This is a genomic window from Streptococcus cristatus, from assembly GCF_003943815.1.
In the GTDB taxonomy this organism is placed as follows: Bacteria; Bacillota; Bacilli; order Lactobacillales; family Streptococcaceae; genus Streptococcus; species Streptococcus cristatus_F.
The window spans coordinates 1-22,172 of record NZ_RJNA01000014.1 but is presented as its reverse complement, the minus strand read 5'-3'; the positions used below and the strand labels follow the sequence as shown (position 1 = coordinate 22,172).

Annotated in this window: 23 protein-coding genes, 1 pseudogene and 1 riboswitch; of the genes and pseudogenes, 23 read left to right on the top strand and 1 reads right to left on the bottom strand. The window is 43.2% G+C overall.

Annotated features, from left to right (window positions below):
* From guaC to D8872_RS08785, 4 genes are all read left to right on the top strand, one after another.
* Positions 1 to 984 carry a GMP reductase gene (guaC, locus tag D8872_RS08805; RefSeq protein ID WP_125390670.1) on the top strand — a complete coding sequence of 328 codons (984 nt, stop codon included), beginning with the start codon at positions 1 to 3 and terminating at the stop codon, positions 982 to 984.
* Positions 979 to 1,076, top strand: a riboswitch (purine riboswitch). Its footprint overlaps the gene before it by 6 nt.
* A 101-nt stretch (positions 1,077 to 1,177) precedes the next feature.
* Complete coding sequence (locus D8872_RS08800; protein WP_125390669.1) at positions 1,178 to 1,759, top strand: xanthine phosphoribosyltransferase; 582 nt, start codon at positions 1,178 to 1,180, stop codon at positions 1,757 to 1,759.
* A 1-nt stretch (position 1,760) separates the two neighbouring features.
* Positions 1,761 to 3,026 (top strand): nucleobase:cation symporter-2 family protein, encoded by a 1,266-nt coding sequence (locus D8872_RS08795; protein ID WP_005592204.1) that lies wholly within the window; start codon positions 1,761 to 1,763, stop codon positions 3,024 to 3,026.
* Positions 3,027 to 3,267: 241 nt separating this feature from the next.
* Positions 3,268 to 4,608 carry an MATE family efflux transporter gene (locus D8872_RS08785; protein ID WP_005589821.1) on the top strand — a complete coding sequence of 447 codons (1,341 nt, stop codon included), beginning with the start codon at positions 3,268 to 3,270 and terminating at the stop codon, positions 4,606 to 4,608.
* 54 nt (positions 4,609 to 4,662) lie between these two features.
* Here D8872_RS08785 and D8872_RS08780 read toward each other — a convergent pair.
* Positions 4,663 to 4,851 (bottom strand): annotated as a pseudogene (locus tag D8872_RS08780) (4-oxalocrotonate tautomerase); the annotation flags it as partial.
* A gap of 160 nt (positions 4,852 to 5,011) precedes the next feature.
* On the opposite strand from D8872_RS08780, the gene D8872_RS08775 reads away from it, so the two are divergent.
* From D8872_RS08775 to D8872_RS08685, 19 genes are all read left to right on the top strand, one after another.
* On the top strand, positions 5,012 to 5,584 hold the full coding sequence (locus D8872_RS08775) for a thymidine kinase (RefSeq protein WP_005589825.1): 573 nt from the start codon (positions 5,012 to 5,014) through the stop codon (positions 5,582 to 5,584).
* 35 nt (positions 5,585 to 5,619) lie between these two features.
* Complete coding sequence (prfA, locus tag D8872_RS08770) at positions 5,620 to 6,699, top strand: peptide chain release factor 1 (protein WP_005589827.1); 1,080 nt, start codon at positions 5,620 to 5,622, stop codon at positions 6,697 to 6,699.
* A complete protein-coding gene (gene prmC / locus D8872_RS08765; protein ID WP_125390668.1) occupies positions 6,699 to 7,529 on the top strand; it encodes a peptide chain release factor N(5)-glutamine methyltransferase in 831 nt (276 codons plus the stop codon). The genes prfA and prmC overlap by 1 nt, the downstream gene beginning before the upstream one ends.
* Positions 7,522 to 8,112 carry an L-threonylcarbamoyladenylate synthase gene (locus D8872_RS08760; RefSeq protein ID WP_125390667.1) on the top strand — a complete coding sequence of 197 codons (591 nt, stop codon included), beginning with the start codon at positions 7,522 to 7,524 and terminating at the stop codon, positions 8,110 to 8,112. Before prmC ends, D8872_RS08760 begins: the two co-directional genes overlap by 8 nt.
* A gap of 47 nt (positions 8,113 to 8,159) precedes the next feature.
* Positions 8,160 to 9,422 carry a serine hydroxymethyltransferase gene (glyA, locus tag D8872_RS08755; RefSeq protein WP_125390666.1) on the top strand — a complete coding sequence of 421 codons (1,263 nt, stop codon included), beginning with the start codon at positions 8,160 to 8,162 and terminating at the stop codon, positions 9,420 to 9,422.
* Between the two features lies 1 nt (position 9,423).
* Entirely contained in the window at positions 9,424 to 10,398 is a 975-nt protein-coding gene (locus D8872_RS08750; protein ID WP_125390665.1) for a nucleoid-associated protein, read from the top strand.
* Positions 10,398 to 11,000: a lysozyme family protein gene (locus D8872_RS08745; RefSeq protein WP_125390664.1), complete on the top strand. Its 603-nt coding sequence runs from the start codon at positions 10,398 to 10,400 to the stop codon at positions 10,998 to 11,000. Before D8872_RS08750 ends, D8872_RS08745 begins: the two co-directional genes overlap by 1 nt.
* An 86-nt stretch (positions 11,001 to 11,086) precedes the next feature.
* Positions 11,087 to 11,920 carry an alpha/beta fold hydrolase gene (locus tag D8872_RS08740; RefSeq protein WP_125390663.1) on the top strand — a complete coding sequence of 278 codons (834 nt, stop codon included), beginning with the start codon at positions 11,087 to 11,089 and terminating at the stop codon, positions 11,918 to 11,920.
* 29 nt (positions 11,921 to 11,949) lie between these two features.
* Complete coding sequence (gene msrC, locus D8872_RS08735; RefSeq protein ID WP_125390662.1) at positions 11,950 to 12,447, top strand: free L-methionine (R)-S-oxide reductase MsrC; 498 nt, start codon at positions 11,950 to 11,952, stop codon at positions 12,445 to 12,447.
* Entirely contained in the window at positions 12,447 to 14,111 is a 1,665-nt protein-coding gene (gene dnaX / locus D8872_RS08730; protein WP_125390661.1) for a DNA polymerase III subunit gamma/tau, read from the top strand. Before msrC ends, dnaX begins: the two co-directional genes overlap by 1 nt.
* Positions 14,112 to 14,149: 38 nt before the next feature.
* The gene (locus D8872_RS08725; protein WP_125390660.1) at positions 14,150 to 14,341 is read left to right on the top strand and encodes a DUF3272 family protein; all 192 of its coding nucleotides are present in this window, start codon (positions 14,150 to 14,152) and stop codon (positions 14,339 to 14,341) included.
* 212 nt (positions 14,342 to 14,553) lie between these two features.
* A complete protein-coding gene (gene aroA, locus D8872_RS08720; protein ID WP_125390659.1) occupies positions 14,554 to 15,837 on the top strand; it encodes a 3-phosphoshikimate 1-carboxyvinyltransferase in 1,284 nt (427 codons plus the stop codon).
* A complete protein-coding gene (locus tag D8872_RS08715; protein ID WP_125390658.1) occupies positions 15,830 to 16,306 on the top strand; it encodes a shikimate kinase in 477 nt (158 codons plus the stop codon). The genes aroA and D8872_RS08715 overlap by 8 nt, the downstream gene beginning before the upstream one ends.
* Complete coding sequence (gene pheA, locus D8872_RS08710; RefSeq protein WP_125390657.1) at positions 16,303 to 17,151, top strand: prephenate dehydratase; 849 nt, start codon at positions 16,303 to 16,305, stop codon at positions 17,149 to 17,151. Before D8872_RS08715 ends, pheA begins: the two co-directional genes overlap by 4 nt.
* Positions 17,148 to 18,497: an LCP family protein gene (locus tag D8872_RS08705; protein ID WP_125390656.1), complete on the top strand. Its 1,350-nt coding sequence runs from the start codon at positions 17,148 to 17,150 to the stop codon at positions 18,495 to 18,497. The genes pheA and D8872_RS08705 overlap by 4 nt, the downstream gene beginning before the upstream one ends.
* A 182-nt stretch (positions 18,498 to 18,679) precedes the next feature.
* Positions 18,680 to 20,050, top strand: coding sequence for a 23S rRNA (uracil(1939)-C(5))-methyltransferase RlmD (gene rlmD, locus D8872_RS08700; protein ID WP_125390655.1), 1,371 nt, complete (start codon positions 18,680 to 18,682; stop codon positions 20,048 to 20,050).
* Between the two features lie 508 nt (positions 20,051 to 20,558).
* A complete protein-coding gene (locus D8872_RS11245; protein ID WP_446677433.1) occupies positions 20,559 to 20,792 on the top strand; it encodes a site-specific recombinase resolvase in 234 nt (77 codons plus the stop codon).
* A 96-nt stretch (positions 20,793 to 20,888) separates the two neighbouring features.
* Positions 20,889 to 21,488, top strand: a complete 600-nt coding sequence (locus D8872_RS08690; protein ID WP_015604753.1) for a hypothetical protein — start codon at positions 20,889 to 20,891, stop codon at positions 21,486 to 21,488.
* A gap of 205 nt (positions 21,489 to 21,693) precedes the next feature.
* Positions 21,694 to 22,172: hypothetical protein (locus D8872_RS08685; protein ID WP_125390654.1), on the top strand; the 479-nt coding region annotated here is incomplete at its 3' end.

Below are 22,172 nucleotides of genomic sequence, written 5' to 3'. Positions count from 1 at the left end.
ATGCTCAATGATTTTCAGGTTTTTGACTATGAAGATATTCAACTAATTCCAGCGAAATGTATTGTGAAAAGTCGCTCAGAGGCTGATACCAGTGTAAAATTCGGTAAACATAGGTTTCGGATGCCAGTCGTTCCGTCCAATATGCAGACGATTATTGACGAATCTGTCGCTGAGGAGCTTGCTCGAGGGGGCTATTTTTACATTATGCACCGTTTCGATGAGGAAGGTCGCAAACCATTCGTCAAACGAATGCATGAGCAAGGCCTGATTGCATCGATCTCCGTCGGTGTGAAAGACTATGAGTATGACTTCGTTAGTGGCCTTAAAGATGATGCACCTGAATACATTACCATTGATATTGCACACGGGCACTCAGACAGTGTAATTCAGATGATCCAGCACATCAAGAAAGAATTGCCCGAGACATTTGTCATTGCGGGCAATGTTGGAACTCCGGAAGCCGTACGGGAGCTGGAAAATGCTGGCGCAGATGCAACCAAAGTTGGCATTGGACCAGGAAAAGTTTGCATAACCAAAGTCAAGACTGGATTTGGTACGGGCGGCTGGCAGTTGTCTGCTCTTCGTTGGTGTTCAAAGGTTGCCCGCAAGCCTATTATTGCGGACGGAGGGATTCGGACGCATGGTGATATTGCCAAATCAATCCGTTTCGGAGCCAGCATGGTCATGATTGGTTCGCTCTTTGCAGGCCACATTGAAAGCCCAGGTGAAACCATCGAGGTAGACGGCGATAAGTTTAAAGAATACTATGGTTCTGCATCCGAGTATCAAAAAGGTGCTTATAAAAATGTCGAAGGCAAGAAGATTTTGCTGCCGGCTAAGGGCCACTTGCAAGACACATTAACTGAAATGGAGCAGGATTTGCAGAGCTCGATTTCCTATGCGGGGGGGCGTGATTTGCATAGCTTGACTCGCGTGGACTATGTCATCGTCAAAAATTCCATTTGGAATGGCGATGCCCATTAATTAAATAGAATAACTTATTTATCTTGCTAATGATTGGGGCAAGGTCTCTACAAGATGCCAAACATCTAACAATAAGTGAGTCTAATGATTTTCTGGTACTTTTAGTGCCAGATGATTTGTCATTAAAAGAAAGGACTTGCTTATCGTGGCAGGTCCTTTCATCATTGAACCAAGATATGTTAAGAGGAGATACATGAAAAAATTAGAAGAAAGAATTTTGAGGGATGGCAACGTTTTGGGAGAAAATATTCTCAAAGTTGACTCTTTCCTGACCCATCAGGTCGATTTTTCGCTTATGAAAGAAATCGGGCAGGTTTTTGCTGAGCATTTCAGAGATGCAGGTATTACAAAGGTTGTGACGATTGAGGCGTCTGGGATCGCACCAGCTGTCTACACGGCAGAAGCTTTGGGTGTGCCAATGATTTTTGCCAAAAAGTCTAAGAACATCACCATGACTGAAGGGATTTTAACGGCAGAGGTATATTCCTTTACCAAGCAGATCACTTCGACTGTCTCCATCGCTAGTAAGTTTTTGGAGTCAAGTGACAAGGTCCTGGTCGTTGATGATTTCTTGGCAAATGGCCAAGCAGCCAAAGGCCTGATTAAAATCATTGAAGAAGCTGGCGCTGAGGTAGCAGCTGTTGGAATCGTGATTGAGAAATCTTTCCAAGATGGTCGCAGCTTGCTAGAATCGCAAGGACAAACAGTTCTTTCTTTGGCTCGAATTGACCGATTTGAAAATGGAAAAGTTGTATTTAGAGAGGCAGATCTATAAGATGAACTATAATGAAGAAAAACATTCACAGGCAGCCATTTTAGGTTTGCAGCATTTGTTGGCTATGTACTCAGGCTCCATTCTGGTACCGATTATGATTGCTGGGGCTTTAGGATACTCGGCTGAGCAGTTGACCTATCTGATTTCGACTGATATTTTTATGTGTGGTGTTGCTACTCTCTTGCAACTTCAATTAAATAAATATTTTGGTATCGGCCTGCCGGTCGTACTGGGCGTGGCCTTCCAGTCCGTTGCTCCCTTGATTATCATTGGGCAGAGTCACGGTAGTGGTGCCATGTTTGGTGCTTTGATTGCATCAGGGATTTATGTTGTTTTGATCGCTGGGATTTTCTCAAAAATCGCTAATCTGTTTCCATCAGTTGTGACTGGTTCGGTCATTACGACCATTGGGTTGACCTTGATTCCAGTGGCCATTGGCAATATGGGAAATAATGTAGACAAGCCGACCGCCCAAAGTCTGATTCTAGCAGCTGTGACGGTGCTGATTATTCTTTTGATTAACATTTTTACCAAAGGTTTTATCAAATCCATCTCTATTTTGATTGGGTTGATTGTCGGTACGGGCATTGCTGGAGCCATGGGCTTGGTGGATTTGACGCCCGTTGCGCAGGCTCCGCTGGTCCATGTGCCAACCCCTTTCTATTTCGGAGCACCAAAGTTTGAATTTTCTTCTATCGTAATGATGTGTATCATCGCAACGGTCTCTCTAGTAGAGTCAACGGGTGTATACTTAGCGCTTTCTGACATTACGAAAGATAAAATTGACAGCACCCGCCTACGAAATGGTTATCGAGCAGAAGGACTTGCGGTCCTGCTGGGTGGTGTCTTCAATACTTTCCCTTACACAGGATTTTCTCAGAATGTTGGCTTGGTCAAATTATCTGGTATCAAGACGCGGTTGCCGATTTACTATGCGGCTGGCTTCCTGATTCTCCTCGGCCTTTTGCCAAAATTCGGAGCCTTGGCACAAATTATCCCAAGTCCAGTTCTTGGTGGTGCCATGCTAGTTATGTTTGGTTTTGTGTCTGTTCAGGGGATGCAAATCTTAGCGCGTGTTGACTTTGAGCACAGCGAGCATAATTTCCTCATTGCAGCTATTTCTATCTCAGCAGGTGTCGGACTCAATGGTAGCAGTCTTTTCAACAGCTTACCGACCAGCCTTCAGATGTTCTTCTCAAACGGAATTGTCATGGCTAGTCTGATTGCCATTGTCCTAAACGCGATCTTAAATCGCAAAAATAAATAAGAAAGAGAGTGGGACAGAAATCGGTAATTCGTTAAAATTCGATTTCGTCGTCCCACCTCCGCACAGTTGAGTAGGGCTGTAAAAGCTGATGAAATCAGCGTAGTAGAGCCCACTCAACCACTGCGTCTTGCTCGACAATCCAAAGACAATTGAGAGGCTAGGACTTTTGTCCCAGCCTCTTTTGACTATTCAGCTGGCTTGTAGTATAGTTAAAAAAGAAGATTAAAAAAAGGACTTCAACATGTATCAGACTTATCATTTGAAACAACGCCTAAGCTTGTTTGTCTCAATTTTTCTTCCCATCCTGATTTATCAGCTGGCAAATTTCTCGGCTTCCTTTGTTGACACGACCATGACGGGCCAATACGATACCTTGCATCTGGCAGGTGTCTCTATGGCGACCAGTCTGTGGGGTTCATTTTTCTCTTTTCTAACAGGGATTGTGTCTGCTTTGGTACCGATCATCGGTCATCATTTGGGACAGGGGAAAGATGAAAAAATTGCATCAGATTTTTATCAGTTCATCTATCTTTCTTTGGCTTTATCGCTGATTTTATTTGCGCTGGTATTTGTGGGTGCTCCTTTGGTTTTGCAGCGTCTAGGCTTAGACCCTTTGGTAAAAGATGTGGCCCAGCATTATCTTTGGTACTTGTCCATCGGTATCATTCCCTTCTTGCTCTTTAGCGTCATTCGCTCTCTCTTGGACGCTTTGGGGCTGACTCGGCTTTCTATGTATTTGATGCTTTTGCTCCTACCTTTGAATGCTAGCTTTAATTATGTGTTGATTTATGGAGCTTTTGGTTTTCCGGAAATGGGCGGAGCTGGTGCGGGACTAGGCACTTCTTTAGCTTATTGGGTTTTATTACTTATATCATTATTATTAGCCATCAAACATCCTAAAGTTCGCCAATACCAACTCTGGAAAATTCGTCCCTTGAGTAAAGCTGGTTTGGCTGAAGGTTTTCGCTTAGGCTTGCCAATAGGAGGGACAGTCTTTGCCGAAGTTGTCATCTTTTCAATCGTCGGACTAGTGATGTCAAAATTTTCTTCTTTGATTATTGCTAGCCATCAGGCTGCCATGAATTTTTCAAACTTAATGTATGCTTTTCCTATGAGTATCTCTACAGCTATGGCCATTATCGTCTCTTATGAGCTGGGGGCTGAAAGACTTGACGATGTGAAAAAGTATTGCACTTTGGGGAGAATTGTAGCATCTGGGTTTGCGGTCTTTACTTTGATTTTTCTCTATATTTTCCGAGACAAGGTTGCCAGTCTTTATGGCTCTGATCCAGAGTTTATTCGTCTGACCTCAATCTTTCTGACCTTTAGCCTCTTTTTCCAATTGGCTGATACGATTGCCGCTCCTTTGCAAGGAATTTTGCGAGGTTATAAGGATACTCAGGCACCATTTTACTTAGGCTTGCTAGCTTACTGGGGCGTTTCCTTGCCCCTGGGCTTGTTTTTAGATCAGGCTACGGACTTGGGACCGTATGGTTACTGGATTGGACTGATTGCGAGTTTGGTCGTGAGTGCAATCCTCTACCAACTGCGATTGAATTATATCCAAAAGAAGCGACGCTGAGCGTTTTCATCATAAAATCAAAAAAGCTGAGTTATTATCTCAGCCCTTTTGATTTTATTTTGTTCGCATTTCACCTTGAGGGAAGTAAGTGCCTTCTGGCATGTCGTTGATGATGACATGGACAGCAGACTGAGGTGCGCCAGTATTTCTGACAACGGCTTCGGTGACTTCCTTAGCCAAAGCTTTCTTTTGTTCCAAGCTGCGGCCTTCAAATAAATCAATTCTTACAAATGGCATATGATTTCTCCTTTTCTTTTGCTAATCTTATTTTATCACAAATTAGGTTTTAAAGAATAGTGAATTGTGGTAAAATAATAGGAAGTACGGTCGGTCTTTCCAGCAGAGTTTGTGGACAGTGCTGAAAGTCCTAGAAAGACAATACTTAGAGAGAATGTAAGAATAAATGGCTCAGTTATATTATAAATATGGCACAATGAATTCGGGCAAGACCATTGAAATTTTGAAAGTGGCCCACAACTACGAAGAGCAGGGCAAAAGCGTAGTAATCATGACCTCAGCTGTCGATACACGTGATGGCTTTGGCGTTGTTTCCAGCCGTATCGGCATGAAGCGAGCTGCGATGGCAATCGAGGACCAGACAGATATTTTTGGCTATATTCAAAGCCTGCCTGAAAAGCCTTACTGCGTTTTGATTGATGAGGCTCAGTTTTTGAAACGTCATCATGTCTATGATTTGGCTAGGGTGGTGGATGAGCTGGATGTTCCAGTCATGGCTTTTGGTCTGAAAAATGACTTTCGCAATGAACTCTTTGAAGGTTCCAAGCATCTCTTGCTCCTGGCTGATAAGATTGACGAAATCAAGACTATTTGCCAATATTGCTCTAAAAAAGCAACTATGGTTTTGCGGACGGATAATGGGAAACCTGTCTATGATGGCGAACAGATTAAAATCGGTGGCCATGAGACCTATATTTCTGTTTGCCGCAAGCATTATTTCAATCCACCCATTAAGTAGAATGAATTAGAAAATCAAGGAGATAGATTACAAAGATGAATATTTATGACCAGTTACAGGCAGTGGAAGACCGCTATGAAGAGCTTGGAGAATTGCTCAGTGACCCTGATGTGGTCTCAGACACCAAGCGTTTCATGGAACTTTCAAAGGAAGAGGCTTCTACTCGTGATACGGTAACAGCTTACCGTGAGTACAAACAAGTCCTTCAAAACATCGTTGATGCCGAAGAGATGATTAAGGAATCTGGCGGAGATGCGGACTTGGAAGAAATGGCCAAGCAAGAACTCAAAGATGCCAAGGCTGAAAAAGAAGAATACGAAGAAAAACTGAAAATTTTGCTCCTTCCAAAAGATCCAAACGACGACAAGAACATCATCCTTGAAATCCGTGGAGCAGCTGGTGGAGATGAAGCGGCGCTTTTTGCTGGAGATTTGCTGACGATGTATCAGAAGTATGCGGAAGCCCAAGGCTGGCGTTTTGAAGTCATGGAAGCCTCAATGAACGGTGTCGGTGGTTTCAAAGAAGTAGTGGCCATGGTTTCAGGGCAATCTGTTTACTCTAAACTCAAGTATGAATCAGGTGCTCACCGCGTGCAACGGGTCCCTGTGACAGAAAGTCAAGGCCGTGTTCATACTTCAACAGCCACAGTTCTGGTCATGCCAGAAATCGAAGAAGTAGAATACGATATTGATCCAAAAGACCTTCGTGTGGACATCTACCACGCATCTGGTGCTGGTGGACAGAACGTCAACAAGGTTGCGACTGCCGTTCGTATCGTTCACTTACCAACCAATATCAAGGTGGAGATGCAGGAAGAACGTACCCAGCAGAAGAACCGTGAGAAGGCGATGAAAATTATCCGTGCGCGTGTGGCTGACCACTTTGCGCAAATTGCCCAAGACGAGCAAGACGCGGAGCGTAAGTCAACCATTGGTACTGGTGACCGTTCAGAACGGATTCGTACTTATAACTTCCCACAAAACCGTGTCACAGACCACCGTATCGGCTTGACCCTGCAAAAGCTAGATACCATCTTGTCTGGTAAATTGGATGAAGTTGTAGATGCCTTGGTGCTCTATGACCAAACGCAAAAACTAGAAGAGCTGAATAAATAATGACCCTAGCTCAATATTTAGCTGAGCTAGAGCAGGAGCTGGTAGTAGCGGGAGAAGAAGCGGAAAGCCTGTCTTTCGTTTATCGAGCTCTCAATGAGCTCTCCTTTACCGATTTTGTTCTCAAGCTTCAGGCAGAGGTTAATCAGGAAGATCGTGACCAGCTGAAAGCAATTCATGAGCAGCTGCTCGCTCATAAGCCAGCCCAGTATATCATTGGGAGCAGTGACTTTCACGGCTTGACTCTCAAGGTTGATGAGCGAGTTCTGATTCCAAGGCCTGAGACAGAGGAACTGGTGGAGCTGATTTTGTCGGAGAATCCTGAAAAATCCTTGTCAGTCTTGGATATCGGAACGGGTAGCGGAGCCATCGCTCTTGCGCTGGCAAATAGCCGTCCAGATTGGCAGATTACTGCTTCTGACCTCTCAGAAGATGCTCTTGCCTTGGCGGCAGAAAACGCCCAGTCCTGTGGGCTTGATCTTGCCTTTGTCCAATCCGATTGCATGGAAGCGATTAGCGGGACATTTGACATCATCGTGTCCAACCCACCCTATATTTCAGAAGCAGATAAGGATGAAGTTGGACTTAATGTTTTGACCTCAGAGCCTCATATGGCCCTCTTTGCGGAGGAAGATGGCTATGCCGTCTATCGGAAAATAGCAGAGCAGGCAGGAGACTATCTGACAGAAAAAGGAAAAATTTATCTGGAAATTGGTTACAAGCAAGGAGATGGCGTCAGGGAATTGCTGAAAAAATCTTTTCCCCAAAAACGAATCCGAGTCTTGAAAGATCAATTTGGCAAGGATAGAATGGTGGCGGTTGACAATGGATAAGATAGAAAAGACTCTGGCAGCAGGCGGAGCAGTTGTCCTGCCCACCGAAACTGTTTATGGCCTCTTTGCTCAAGCTTTGAACGAAGAGGCGGTTGAGCGAGTTTATGAATTAAAAAGAAGACCTCGTGACAAAGCTCTCAATCTCAATGTGGCTAGCTTGGAAGAAGTTTACCGTTTTTCTAAGAACCAGCCCAGCTATCTAGAAAAACTCTATCAAGCCTTTCTACCTGGGCCACTGACTATTATCCTCCAAGCCAATGACCGAGTGCCTGCTTGGATTAACTCTGGTATGGCAACCGTGGGCTTTCGGGTTCCTAAGCATCCAGTTACGCTGGACTTGATTCGCAAGTATGGACCCTTGATCGGTCCATCTGCCAATCTTTCTGGAAAAGCTAGTGGAACTTCTTTCCAGCAGATCATGCTGGATTTTCAAGAGCAAGTTTCGGGAGTGGAAGATGATGCCGCTTTGACAGGTCAGGATTCAACCATTCTGGACTTGTCTGGAGAAAAGGCGTGTATTTTGCGCCAAGGAGCCATTACCCGCGAGGACATTCTCGCCCAAGTAAGTGATATAACATTTTAACTTTTAGGAGCCTAGCGCCCTATTTTCTCAAAAGAAGGAGATACCTTATGATTTTTGACCAAGAAGATTACAAAACATTTGACAAAGAACTCTGGGATGCCATTGCCAATGAGGAAGAGCGTCAGCAACATAATATCGAGCTGATCGCTTCAGAAAACGTCGTTTCTAAAGCTGTTATGGCCGCTCAAGGTTCTATTTTGACCAATAAATACGCTGAGGGTTACCCAGGTCGTCGTTACTATGGCGGGACAGATGTAGTTGATGTAGTGGAGAGTTTGGCCATTGAGCGTGCCAAGGAAATCTTTGGTGCCAAGTTTGCCAATGTGCAACCTCACTCAGGCAGTCAGGCCAATTGTGCAGCTTATATGGCTTTGATTGAGCCAGGCGACACTGTGATGGGCATGGATTTGTCTGCTGGTGGTCACTTGACTCACGGTGCTCCAGTAAGCTTCTCTGGCCAAACTTACAATTTTGTATCCTATAGTGTTGACCCCGAAACAGAATTACTGGACTTTGATGCCATCCTCCAGCAAGCCAAGGAAGTACAGCCTAAGCTGATTGTGGCAGGTGCTTCAGCCTACTCTCATATCATCGACTTTTCAAAATTCCGCGAAATTGCTGATGCAGTCGGTGCCAAGCTTATGGTCGATATGGCTCACATCGCTGGCTTGGTTGCTGCTGGTCTCCATCCAAGTCCTGTGCCTTATGCGGACATCACCACCACGACGACCCACAAGACCTTACGTGGTCCTCGCGGTGGATTGATTTTGACAAATGATGAAGACCTAGCTAAGAAAATTAACTCAGCTATCTTTCCGGGCATTCAAGGCGGACCACTGGAGCATGTAATTGCAGCCAAAGCAGTTGCCTTTAAAGAAGTGCTGGATCCAGCTTTCAAGGTTTATGCTCAGCAGATTTTGGATAATGCCCAAGCCATGGCCCAAGTCTTCCGTCAGCATGATAAGTTCCGTGTGATTTCTGACGGTACTGAAAATCACCTGTTCTTGGTGGATGTTACTAAGGTTGTAGAAAATGGGAAAGTCGCTCAAAATCTCTTGGATGAGGTCAACATTACGCTCAATAAAAACTCCATTCCTTACGAAACTTTGTCACCATTTAAAACCAGTGGCATTCGTATTGGTACAGCAGCTATTGCAGCTCGAGGCTTTGGTGTCACAGAAAGTATCAAGGTAGCTGAGCTCATTATCAAGGCTCTGGAAAACGCTGAAAACGAAGCGGTGCTGAACCAAGTTCGGGCGGAAGTTCGCGAATTGACGGACGCTTTTCCGCTCTATGAAGGTTTGAACTAAGATGGACATTTATGTAAAGAAGGCCATCATTCATCAATTTAGCCCAGCTGATACCGAACTGCTGCTGGCGGATAAGTTTCTTAATATCACTCCCAAGATTGAAGAATACTTGCGTAAGAAAATCGAGCGAGTTTATTCTGACGAGGCTAAAACAGGCATTTTCGAACCTGATAATGTCTTTTTAGCCCAGCTTTCGGACGACTTATTGGAAACATCCGTGACGGTGGCCAAGCTTTGGCAGGAAGAGTTTTCGGTCAGTGAAAACCAGAAAACCAATGATTTAATTTTCGTCCAGTTTGACAAGGAAGGCGTGGAGCACTTTGCTTTTCTGCGGATTGCTCTGCGGGAAACTCTGACCCACTTGGGTGGTGAGGTAGACAATCCTATCAAGCTGACGCAGAACAATCTCCCTGGCTTTGGTACGGGTGCGGACGAGGCTTTGGTCATCAATCTCCAGTCTCGCAAGTACCATCTGATTGAAAAGCGCATCAAGTACAATGGCGCCTTTCTCAACTATTTTTCTGACAATCTCTTGCAGGTCAGTCCTAAGATTTCACCAAAAAAATCTATCAAAACTCTGGAAAAAACGGCTCAAAAGATTGCTGAGAATTTTAACACAGACGATTTTCAGTTCCAGTCCAAGGTCAAATCCAGTATTTTCAAAAATCTGGAAGAAAATGACGAATTATCTCCTGAAAAGCTGGCAGACGAGCTGTTTGACAGCAATCTGACAGCCCGACTTACCTTTATTGACCAAGTTAAGGAAACTATACCAGAGCCAATTAAGTTTGATGAGATTGACAGCAGTCGCCAGAAAAAGAAATTCGAAAATCAAAAATTATCCCTCTCTAATGGAATAGAGCTGATCGTTCCCAATAATGTCTATCAGGATGCTGAATCTGTGGAATTTATCCAGAACGACAACGGGACCTACTCTATTCTCATCAAAAATATCGAGGATATACAAAGTAAATAATGTTTAAATTTATCAGAAGATTGATTTTGCTCATCATTCTGGCTGCTATCGCGATAAAAGGCTATCAGGTCCATCGTGATGTTAAGCAGGTTATGACCTATCAAAGCTTGGTTAGAGAAGTGCTGGACGAGCAGGACACAGCGGCTAATGAAGAGCTAGTCCTAGCCATGATCTACACGGAAACCAAGGGAAGAAACAACGACCTCATGCAGTCTAGTGAGAGTGCAACAGGCGAAATCAATTCGATTACAGACAATAAAGAAAGTGTCCGGCAAGGTATTCAGACTCTATCGGACAATCTAGAGCTGGCCAGCGAGAAAAAGGTAGATGTTTGGACAGCGGTTCAGGCCTACAATTTTGGTCAGGCCTATATCGACTATGTGGCGCAAAATGGCGGCGAGAATACGCTCGAGCTTGCAAAAAAATACTCAAAAGAAGTAGTTGCACCGAGTCTTGGCAATGTGACTGGAAAAACCTATTCATACTATAATCTACTTTCCATTTTTTACGGACCTAAGCTTTATATTAATGGTGGAAATTACTACTATTCACGTCAGGTACGACTAAATATGTACCTTATCCGCTTTATAGGTTGGCTGTAAATAGATGATTTGAGTATAGCTTGCCTTTCTATAGGAATAAATTGAGATAAACTATACTAAACCAATTAGAATGTGAGTGTAGAACTTTGATTGAAAAGACATATGAAACACCAAGTGGAATAATTCATTACTGGACAAATGATGCTGTTGAATCATCCCAAAGTGCTCTTATCTTTTTGCCTGGGCTAACGGCTGACCATAGGTTATTTGAAAAACAAATAGAATATTTTAAAGGTACATATAGAGTCTTGGTTTGGGACGCACCTGGACACGCTTCATCTTATCCATTTCGTCTCGATTTTAGCTTGTTTGATATGGCAAAATGGTTAGATGGAATATTTCTCAAAGAGGGAATTGAAAAGCCAATCATAATTGGTCAGTCAATGGGAGGATATGTAGGACAGGTTTATGCTCAACTTTTTCCTGAGAAATTAAAAGGCCTTGTTACGATTGATTCACCTTCCCTGCAAAGGAACTATTATACAGCTATGGAGTTGTGGCTCCTAAAAAATATGGAGGCAATTTATAGAATCTATCCATGGAAATCTCTTTTGAAATCTGGGCCTAAAAGCGTATCAACAACAGACTATGGAAGAAAACTGATGTATGATATGATCATGGTTTATGATGGCGATCAAAAAAGGTATGCTCGTCTTGCGGGATACGGATATAAGATATTTTCAGAAGCAGTAGAGAAGAAGCTTTCTTATGAAGTAAAATGTCCACAATTGGTTATATGTGGAAAAGAAGATCGTGCAGGGTCTTGTATACGATATTTGAAAGCCTATGAAAAAAATACTGGGAAGTTTGTTCAATGGATTGATAAGGCGGGACATAATTCAAATACCGACCAACCCGATATTGTAAATAGACTGATTGATGAATTTTTGGATAACAAAATTAAAGAAAAGCTTGGTTGAAAGACCGGCTTTTTGATATAATAGACTCTATGAACACAAAAGAAAAAATTTCAAATTATCAACTGTTATTGACTCAGCTAGAAGCCTTGTTGGAGGGCGAGACCAATGCTTTGGCCAATCTTTCTAATGCTAGCGCCCTGCTTAATCAAGCCCTGCCTCATTCGGTTTTTACTGGTTTCTATCTTTTTGATGGGAGCGAGCTGATTCTGGGACCTTTTCAGGGCGGTGTTTCCTGTGTTCACATTGCGCTAGGCAAGGGTGTTTGCGGGGAATCCGCTGAGAAAGAGCAGACGATTATCGTAGATGATGTGACCCAGCATGCCAATTATATCTCCTGTGATAGCCGGGCTAAGAGCGAAATTGTGGTGCCCATGGTAAAAGACGGCCGACTGCTTGGAGTGTTGGATTTGGACTCGGCCTTGACTGGGGATTATGATAAGGTAGATCAGGAATATCTGGAAAAGTTTGTCCAGATTTTGCTTGAAAAAACGACCTGGAATTTTGAAATGTTTGGAGAAAAAGCCTAATGTATCAAGCTTTATATCGAAAGTACCGCAGTCAGACCTTTGGTCAGCTGGTGGGTCAGCAGGTAGTGGCCACCACTCTGCGGCAGGCTGTGGAGCAAGGCAAAATCAGCCATGCCTATCTCTTTTCTGGTCCACGTGGAACAGGAAAAACCAGTGTTGCCAAGATTTTTGCCAAGGCTATGAACTGTCCGAATCAAAAGGACGGTGAGCCTTGCAATGACTGCTATATCTGTCAGGCCATCACTGAGGGAAGCCTTGAAGACGTCATCGAAATCGATGCGGCTTCTAATAATGGGGTAGATGAGATTCGTGATATTCGGGACAAGTCTACCTATGCGCCTAGTCTGGCCAAGCACAAGGTCTATATCATTGACGAGGTGCACATGCTCTCGACTGGGGCTTTTAATGCCTTGCTCAAGACCTTGGAAGAGCCAACGGAAAATGTGGTCTTTATCCTAGCGACGACAGAACTGCATAAGATTCCAGCGACCATTCTTTCCCGCGTCCAGCGTTTTGAGTTTAAGTCTATCAAGACTCAGGACATTATTGGTCATATTGAGTGGATTTTGGAGCAGGAAGGCATTGATTTTGAGAAGGAAGGTGTGCAGATTATTGCCCGTCGAGCTGAGGGCGGTATGCGAGACGCCTTGTCTATCCTCGATCAGGCTCTTAGCTTAACTCAGGAAAATCGTTTGACTACGGACATTGCTGAGGAAATCACAGGTTCTATCAGTTTGGGAGCCTTGGATGCCTATGTAGCAGCCTTGATTGCTCATGATGCAGTTGCGGCCTTGGATAATCTCAATCTGATTTTTGATAGTGGTAAAAATATGGCCCGTTTTGTGACGGACCTCCTGCAATATCTGCGTGACTTGCTCATTGTCAAAACTGGCGGGGAGAATACTCATGCCAGTGAGCTCTTTCTGGAAAATCTCAATACACCGCAGGACACTCTTTTTGCCATGATTGATATGGCGACTAGGAGTTTGGCAGATATCAAGAATAGCCTGCAGCCCAAGATTTATACAGAAATGATGACCATTCGACTGGCTGAGGAAAAAGCAAGCTCGGATCAGATTCCTGACAACTTGGTAGAGGAACTGTCTAATCTCAAGCAGGAAATCCAAGAGCTTAAGCAACAATTAGCCAATGTCGGCAGTCAGCCAGCTCCAGCAGCTAAGAAATCGGAGGCACGACCTCAAAAAGCCAAGACTTATCGCGTAGACCGCAATAAGGTCAATGCCATCTTGGAAGAGGCAGTGGAAAATCCTGAATTGGCTCGCAGCAATTTGACCAAGCTGCAAAATGCTTGGGGTGAAATTATCGAGAGTCTGGCAGGAGCGGACAAGGCTTTGCTCATTGGTTCGCAACCAGTCGCAGCCAATGAAAATCATGCTATTTTGGCTTTTGAGTCTCATTTCAATGCTGAGCAGACCATGAAAAGAGAAAATCTCAATACCATGTTTGGAAATCTGCTCAGCAATGCTGCTGGCTTTTCACCAGATATTCTGGCCATTTCACTAGAGGACTGGACTCAGATACGGGCAGAATTTTCAGCTAGAAGTCGTAGCAATAAAGCTGAAGTAGCCGAAAAGCAGGAAGAAAGTTTGATACCGGAAGGCTTTGATTTCCTAGCGGAAAAAATCACCGTGCAAGATGATTGAATTTAGATTTTTATGATTTTTCATGCTATAATGGAAGAATGAATAGACGACAATTTATAGTAATGGCGGCTTTTACAGCCCTAGAAACATATTTTTTTAATGAAGCAATCATATCTGAGAACTATCTGATGGCTATTTTCTGGGCTATCTTGATTGGTCGCAATCTGCAGATTAGCTATGTGATGGGTCGGATCATGGATGAGATTGACAAGCATTTAGGACACAAATAATGACTAAACCAGAGAATGACTAGAGTAAGAATCTAACACTCTCGTAGTTTTGATAAGGAATGAAGGGAGGCTGATAGACGATTGTCGCAGCCTCTTTTATCATGTAGGAAAGGCAAAAAAGACTAAGAAGTGGGAATGAATACAATAAATTTTTAGAAAATTGCTATTTTTATGATAAAATAGAAGTTAGTAGCAAATCGAAAGGGGCATCTATGAAGTTAAGAACAAAGGCAAAAGGTTTGAATGGTCGTATCCGTGTACCGGGCGACAAATCAATCAGTCACCGTTCGATTATGTTCGGGAGCTTGGCCAAGGGCCTTACAGTGGTTCACGATATTTTGCGAGGTGAAGATGTCCTTTCTACAATGCAGGTCTTTCGTGATTTAGGCGTCAAAATCGAAGATGACGGAAAGACTGTCAAAATCCACGGTGTTGGTTTTGATGGCCTCAAGGCGCCGTACAATAAATTAGACATGGGCAATTCAGGAACCTCCATCCGCTTGATCTCAGGTGTCTTGGCAGGTCAGGATTTTGCAGCAGAGATGTTTGGGGATGATAGTCTGTCCAAACGTCCGATGGATCGGGTAACCCTGCCTCTTAGTCAAATGGGGGTGGATATTTGGGGGCGGACAGAACGAGATTTACCGCCACTTCACATCCATGGCCGAAAAGATTTAAAGCCTATCCATTACCAGTTGCCAGTGGCTTCCGCTCAGGTCAAATCAGCCTTGATTTTTGCGGCCTTGCAGGCTCAAGGCGAGTCGGTCATCATTGAAAAGGAAATCACCCGTAACCATACAGAAGATATGATTGTTCAATTTGGTGGTCAAATTGAGGTCAAGGGCAAGGAAATCCGTGTACAGGGTGGTCAGACCTTTACAGGGCAAGAAGTGAGAGTGCCTGGTGATATTTCCAGTGCAGCCTTCTGGCTAGTTGCAGGCTTGATTCTGCCCCATTCCAAAATCGTTCTTGAAAATGTTGGAATCAATGAAACTCGGACGGGGATTCTTGATGTTATCAAGGCAATGGGCGGTAAGATGACCCTTTCTAATATAGATGAAGTGGCCAAATCTGCCACGATTACCGTTGAGACTTCTGAGCTGAAAGGAACGGAGATTGGCGGAAAAATTATTCCGCGCTTGATAGACGAGCTTCCGATTATTGCCCTTTTAGCCACCCAAGCTGAGGGCAGAACGGTGATCCGAGATGCCGAGGAGTTAAAAGTCAAAGAAACCGATCGAATTCAGGTTGTCGCAGACGTCTTAAATAGCATGGGAGCAGCCATTACCCCTACAGCAGATGGCATGATTATTGATGGGAAAACGCCTCTTCATGGTGCAACCATCAATACATTCGGTGACCATCGTATTGGAATGATGGCAGCGATTGCGGCTCTATTAGTTTCGGATGGTCAGGTGGAGCTGGAGCGGGCAGAGGCTATCAATACCAGCTATCCTAGCTTCTTCTCAGACTTGGAGGGCTTGGTGAATGGCTAAGATTTTACTTGGCTTCATGGGGGCTGGGAAATCAACGATTGCGAGAGCCTTGTCAGCAGATTTTCTGGATATGGACGAGCTGATTGTCCAAAAGATCGGCATGTCCATCCAAGAGTATTTTGCTCAATATGGTGAGCCAGCCTTTCGAAAAATTGAAGCTGAAGTCTTGGCTGAGTGTATCCAGCGGGATGTTGTGCTTTCTACAGGAGGTGGTGTCGTCTTGAACTCCCAAAATCGTGACTTATTGGCTCAAAATCCCCAAAATATTTATCTGAAAGCTGACTTTGAGACCCTCTTTCGTCGGATTGAGAAAGATCAGGAAAATCAGCGCCCCTTGTATCTGACCAAGAGCAAGGCAGATTTGCAGGAGATTTTTGAACAAAGGCAGGCTCTTTATGCGGCGGTCGCGACACAGACAATTGACGTGGTAGGAAAAACCCCACAAGAGATTATTGAGGAAATTCAATGAGAGTAGCTTTTTTAGGACCCAAGGGATCTTTTTCCCACCATGTTGCCCAAGAAGCCTTTCCCCAAGCAGACTTGGTGCCCTATCAAAACATCACAGAAGTGATGAAGGCCTATGAAGGGAAAGAGGTAGATTATTCGGTTGTTCCCGTGGAAAATTCGATTGAAGGAAGTGTCCATGAGACCTTGGATTATCTTTTCCATCAGGCTGAGATCCAAGCGGTAGCAGAGATTGTTCAGCCCATTAAGCAGCAGTTATTGGCGACCAGTTTGACCAAGCCTATTGAGAAAGTTTTTTCCCATCCTCAGGCGCTTGCTCAGGGAAAAGGCTATATTCGCCAGCATTATCCAGAAGCAGCGATTGAAATTACAGCTAGTACAGCCTATGCGGCTCGCTTTGTAGCAGAGCATCCTGACCAACCTTTTGCGGCTATTGCACCGCGGACTGCGGCAGTCGAGTATGGTCTGCAAGTGGTGGCCCAAGATATTCAGGAAATGGAGGAAAATTTTACTCGTTTCTGGATTTTAGGACAGACCACTCCCACTCTTAGGCTTGTAAAGCAAGAGGAAAAACAGAGTTTGGCTTTGACTTTGCCAGACAATCTGCCCGGTGCCCTGTATAAGGCCTTATCAACCTTTGCTTGGCGTGGCATTGACCTGACAAAGATTGAAAGCCGCCCTCTTAAAACAGCCCTAGGGGAATATTTCTTTATTATAGATATTGATAATGAACGGAAAGAATTAGTGGATTTTGCTTACCAAGAGCTTACTGCACTTGGCATTACCTTTAAAATTCTAGGCAGTTATCCCGTTTTTCAAATTCAGGATTATAGATTGGAGCAGAGATGAGAGAAACAGAAAATCTGAGTCGACACGAGCAGTTAAGGCTGGATTATCTCCATACAAACTATTACTATCTTAACGAACACGAAAAAGAGGAGTATAATTACCTCCGCCAAAAGTCGAAAGGACGGCCAGATACTGCGCAAGAGACATCTAGAAAGGCATCTGCAAAGGCAACTGTGCAGGCTTCTCCAGAGGATTCGAAGACGGACTCATCCGGTTTGTTACCCAAATACCCGGGTAAAGGCTCTCTTAGCAGAAGCCAAAAGAATTCCCGCAATTCTTTAAAGCAAGAAGCGAAAAAATCAACTCAGAAACCTCCGAGAACCTACAAAAAGATTCGTCCTAAGCGCGTGCTGATGTGGCTCCTTATTTTTGTGCTTTTGGTTGTTTCTGGCATGCTCTTTATGTTTTTCAAAGGCTTAAATACAGCGAGACCAGGAAATCTTAAAGCGGCTGATGTTGAGTACTTTGATGGCCATGATGCTCGAGATGGGATTAATATTCTTGTTTTAGGGACGGATGGCCGAATTGGAGAAAATTCAACGGAGACTCGGACCGATTCAATCATGGTCTTGAACGTTGGCAATAAAGACCATAAAATGAAGTTGGTCAGCTTTATGCGTGATACCTTGATTCATATTGACGGCGTCAGCAATTCCTATACGGAGCCAACAGATGATGATTATTATGATCAAAAATTGAACTCCGCCTATACTTTTGGTGAACAAGACAATCATCGTGGAGCTGAGGCAGTACGCCAAGCCTTGAAGGACAACTTCGATATTGACATTAAATACTATGCTCTAGTGGACTTTAATACCTTTGCGACTGCAATTGACACTCTCTTTCCAAATGGTGTATTCATGGATGCCAAATTTTCGACCATTGATGGCGAAAAAGTCACAGAAGTGGAAGTTCCAGATGATTTGAACATGAAGGATGGAGTGGTTCCTACTCAAACCATCAAGGTTGGTCGTCAGCACATGGATGGGCGGACGCTCTTAAACTATGCCCGCTTCCGTAAGGACGACGAGGGTGACTTTGGTCGTACACGTCGCCAGCAAGAAGTCTTGACTGCTATCATGCAGCAGATAAAAGACCCTACGAAGCTTTTTACAGGCTCTGAAGCATTAGGAAAAGTTTTTGCCTTGACCTCGACCAATGTACCTCAGAGTTTTATTTGGTCACAAGGCTTATCCTTGGTGCTTGATTCACGTAATGGGATAGAGCGCCTCACCATACCAGAACTGGGCGACTGGACAGATACCTATGATATGTATGGTGGACAAGGACTCTTGATTGATTTTGAAGCCTATAAAGAAAGATTGAAACAAATGGGCTTAAGATAGGACTCTTATGATATAATGGGAAGTGGCAGATTTTGTCTCTTCCCTTTCTTTTTGGAAAATAGCAGAGCAGAAATGTGAACATGTTTTCCAATAGGAAGAAAGAAATAAACAGTAGAAAATCCTGTGATTCCCTGCTTTAGTATCATTGCAGTTGAGCGCAGGATTGATTAGAAAGTAAAGAAATGTTAAAAAAGAACGATATTATTGAAGTAGAAATTGTAGATCTGAGTCATGAGGGAGCGGGTGTGGCCAAGGTAGACGGCCGCGTCTTTTTCATTGAAAATGCCCTGCCGAGTGAAGTGATCCGCATGCGCGTCCTCAAGGTCAATAAAAAAATCGGCTTCGGCCGAGTTGAGGAGTTTGTGAAAAAGTCCGACCAGCGCAATGAGCATGTCGATTTGGCCTATCTGCGGACTGGAATTGCTGATTTGGGACACTTGGCTTACCCAGCCCAGCTAGCTTTTAAAGGCAAGCAAGTGCAGGACTGTCTCTATAAAATTGCTGGCATTTCAGACGTGGAAGTGCTGGAGACACTGGGCATGGATCATCCACTGGCCTACCGTAATAAAGCTCAGGTGCCAGTCCGTCGTGTCAATGGTCAGCTGGAAACTGGATTTTTCCGGAAAAATTCCCATGACCTCCTGCCGATTGAGGACTTTTATATTCAGGATCCAGTTATCGACCAAGTCATCGTTTTTGTACGCGACTTGCTGCGCCGTTTCGATCTCAAGCCTTACGATGAGAAAGAGGGTACTGGTCTGATCCGCAATCTGGTTGTTCGCCGTGGCCATTATTCGGGTGAAATTATGGTCATTTTGGTGACCAGTCGGCCTAAGATCTTCCGAGTGGAGCAGTTAATAGAGCGTTTGACAGAAGCTTTCGCAGCTATCAAGTCCATCATGCAAAATATCAACGACCAGCCGGGAAATGCCATTTTCGGTCGGGAATTTCGAACACTCTACGGCCAAGACTTTATCACTGACAGCATGATGGGTAAGCAGTTCCAGATTGCTGCGCCAGCCTTTTACCAAGTCAATACTGAGATGGCGGAGAAGCTTTATCAGACGGCCTTTGACTTTGCTGATTTTAAAAAAGAGGATATTGTGCTGGATGCCTACTCGGGCATTGGCACCATTGGTCTGTCGCTGGCTGACCGAGTCCAGCAGGTCTATGGAGTCGAGGTCATTTCTGAGGCCGTAGAAAATAGTCAGCGAAACGCAGAACTCAATGGAATCAACAATGCCAGCTATGTTTGCGCCCCTGCAGAAAAAGCCATCCAAACTTGGCTGAATCAGGGAATCAAGGCGGATGTCATCCTAGTCGATCCGCCGCGCAAGGGCTTGACAGAAAGCTTTATCACTTCTAGTGTCAGCATGGAACCTCAGCGGATTGTCTATATCTCCTGCAATCCTGCCACTATGGCGCGTGATATCAAACTCTATCAAGAGCTGGGATATGAGCTGAAGAAAGTCCAGCCAGTTGACTTATTTCCTCAAACGCATCACGTTGAGGCGGTATCACTGCTTGTACGAGCTGATTTATCAGCGAAGTAGAAGTAGATGTTCCGTCTATGCGATAGCTGTCGTAGAGTAAGGAGTTTACGACGAAACGCTACGGGAACAGCGAACCGTCGAGTGTGTAGGATTGATGGTGAAATTGTAAAAACTTTGTAACGAAAGGGATAATGAAAAGCTTTGATTGCAATGCTTTTTCTTATGTGCTATGGAAGTATCGGAGTGAGAAAATTTTTGGAGTGAGTAGAAGTGATAGCTAGAAATTATCTAATCCTATTTCCATTTACTCTGTGAGTAGGTATTTGTTTTCATTGAAAAGGGGTTTTAGATGAAAGAAACATAACTAGCGGCCATGAATAAATTATTGAAATGCTTCTTTTACTACAAAGATTCTCTGTTCCGAATGTGTTTCAGTATTTGGTAGAAAAATTGGACTACAAGTCGAGGTAAACGGAAGGTTTGGCAGTGTAACAATCGATATAGGATCAAAGGCCAGATTGGATGTTTAAACAATCATATAGATGAAGAAATGCTTGAGAAAGCCTTTATGAAAGCAGTTGGACTGCTACAAGAACATAGATCTGATGTTGTAGCTAAGTGGCAAAAGCTTGAGCAAGGAACAAATCTTCTCCATAAGCACTATGCCAAGCAGATGTATCAGATACTAGATTTAGATAAATTTGATGGAGTTATCATGAATCAAGTTCTCGACCGCATCAGTATTTCAGAAGCTGGACATATTGTAGTAACTTTCCTTGAAGGAACTGAGGTAGATTTATAAGAGACTGTGACTGGGAAGTTGCAGTCTTTTTAGGGGTTTAATGGTATAATGAGATTATAAATGTGGATATTGTTTAAATTCTCTGGAGGACACATAATGTTGAATTTAGTAAAAGGTCACCAAGTTAGCTTGGTAGAAAAACTGTTTGAATCATTTACAAAGTTAACTGAACATAATTTGATGGCGAATGTACACGCAGAAAAAATATTAGAGGTTTTTCAACACTTTATTGCGATTCATGACGAGCCTTTGTTTTTTATTTTGGAATTGCCTGTCAGTATTGATAGAGAAAAAGTGATAGCAAAGAATATTATCAAGGAATCCCATAAGGATGTTTATTATATTGATGGTTGTTCAAGAGAGGAATGCCTAGCACTGTTGATTAGATACGGTGATTTGCTTGTTAATGATGGACTAAGTAAGTTTGGATTTGGTGGGCACCAAAGTCATGATGAGATTATGCTTGATAGCTATAATGTTTTGACAATTTATAGTAAAGAACTATCGAAGTTTAATGATTTTTTTGAACCTCATAATATTCAATTTGTAGAAGAACTAGTAACGGCTTGGGAAACTTTTTCTGAGACCTCACCAGGAATCTCCGAAAGCTATGAAAGTAATGGAAAAACTGTTTATGATTTGCCTATAGAATTAGCTGAATGGGGAATATATTTAACTGAAACTCGAACAGAATAGGTATAACTATAGATTAGAAAAAGAATATTTCAATTCCTCTAATACCCCCAATTCAACTTTAGTAAATTTCTAAAAGGAACAGAAGTAAATCTGTGTGTAACTGCAACAAGTAAGTTGCAGTTTTTTGTTTTGAATAATGATATAATAGGTTAAGAAAATAATGAAAACGCTATATATTTGAAAGTTGATTAGGAAAGTAGGAATTATGGAAACAATCGATATGATTATTAAATCATCAACTGAATTTTATAACGATTTAAAAGCTGATGAACATGACAGATATCGTTCATGGGAACATTGCTATTCACATTTTATGACAGCTCGAAAAGAGAATGATGTGAATCTTGATTACCTGAGTTTACAACTTGCATTTTATTTAGCAAGTTGGGGGATGTATCGAGGTTCTTCATTTCTATTACAAAAGGATTATAGAGTACACATCCCTGTTGTTAGTGAGATTTTAAGCAACAAATATGATTCTCTAGCAGGAATAGAATGTAAAAATTTTAGAAATGAAAGTAATCAAAAATTGCTAAAGGAAATTAATGAATTTATTGCTAATTATTATGATGGAATCAGGCGTGAAGTAAAAGGTTCAGCACTAAAAAATAACTTGTCAGAAACACTAATCACAAAGATACTGATGGGCACACTCGGTTGTGTTCCGGCATATGATAGATATTT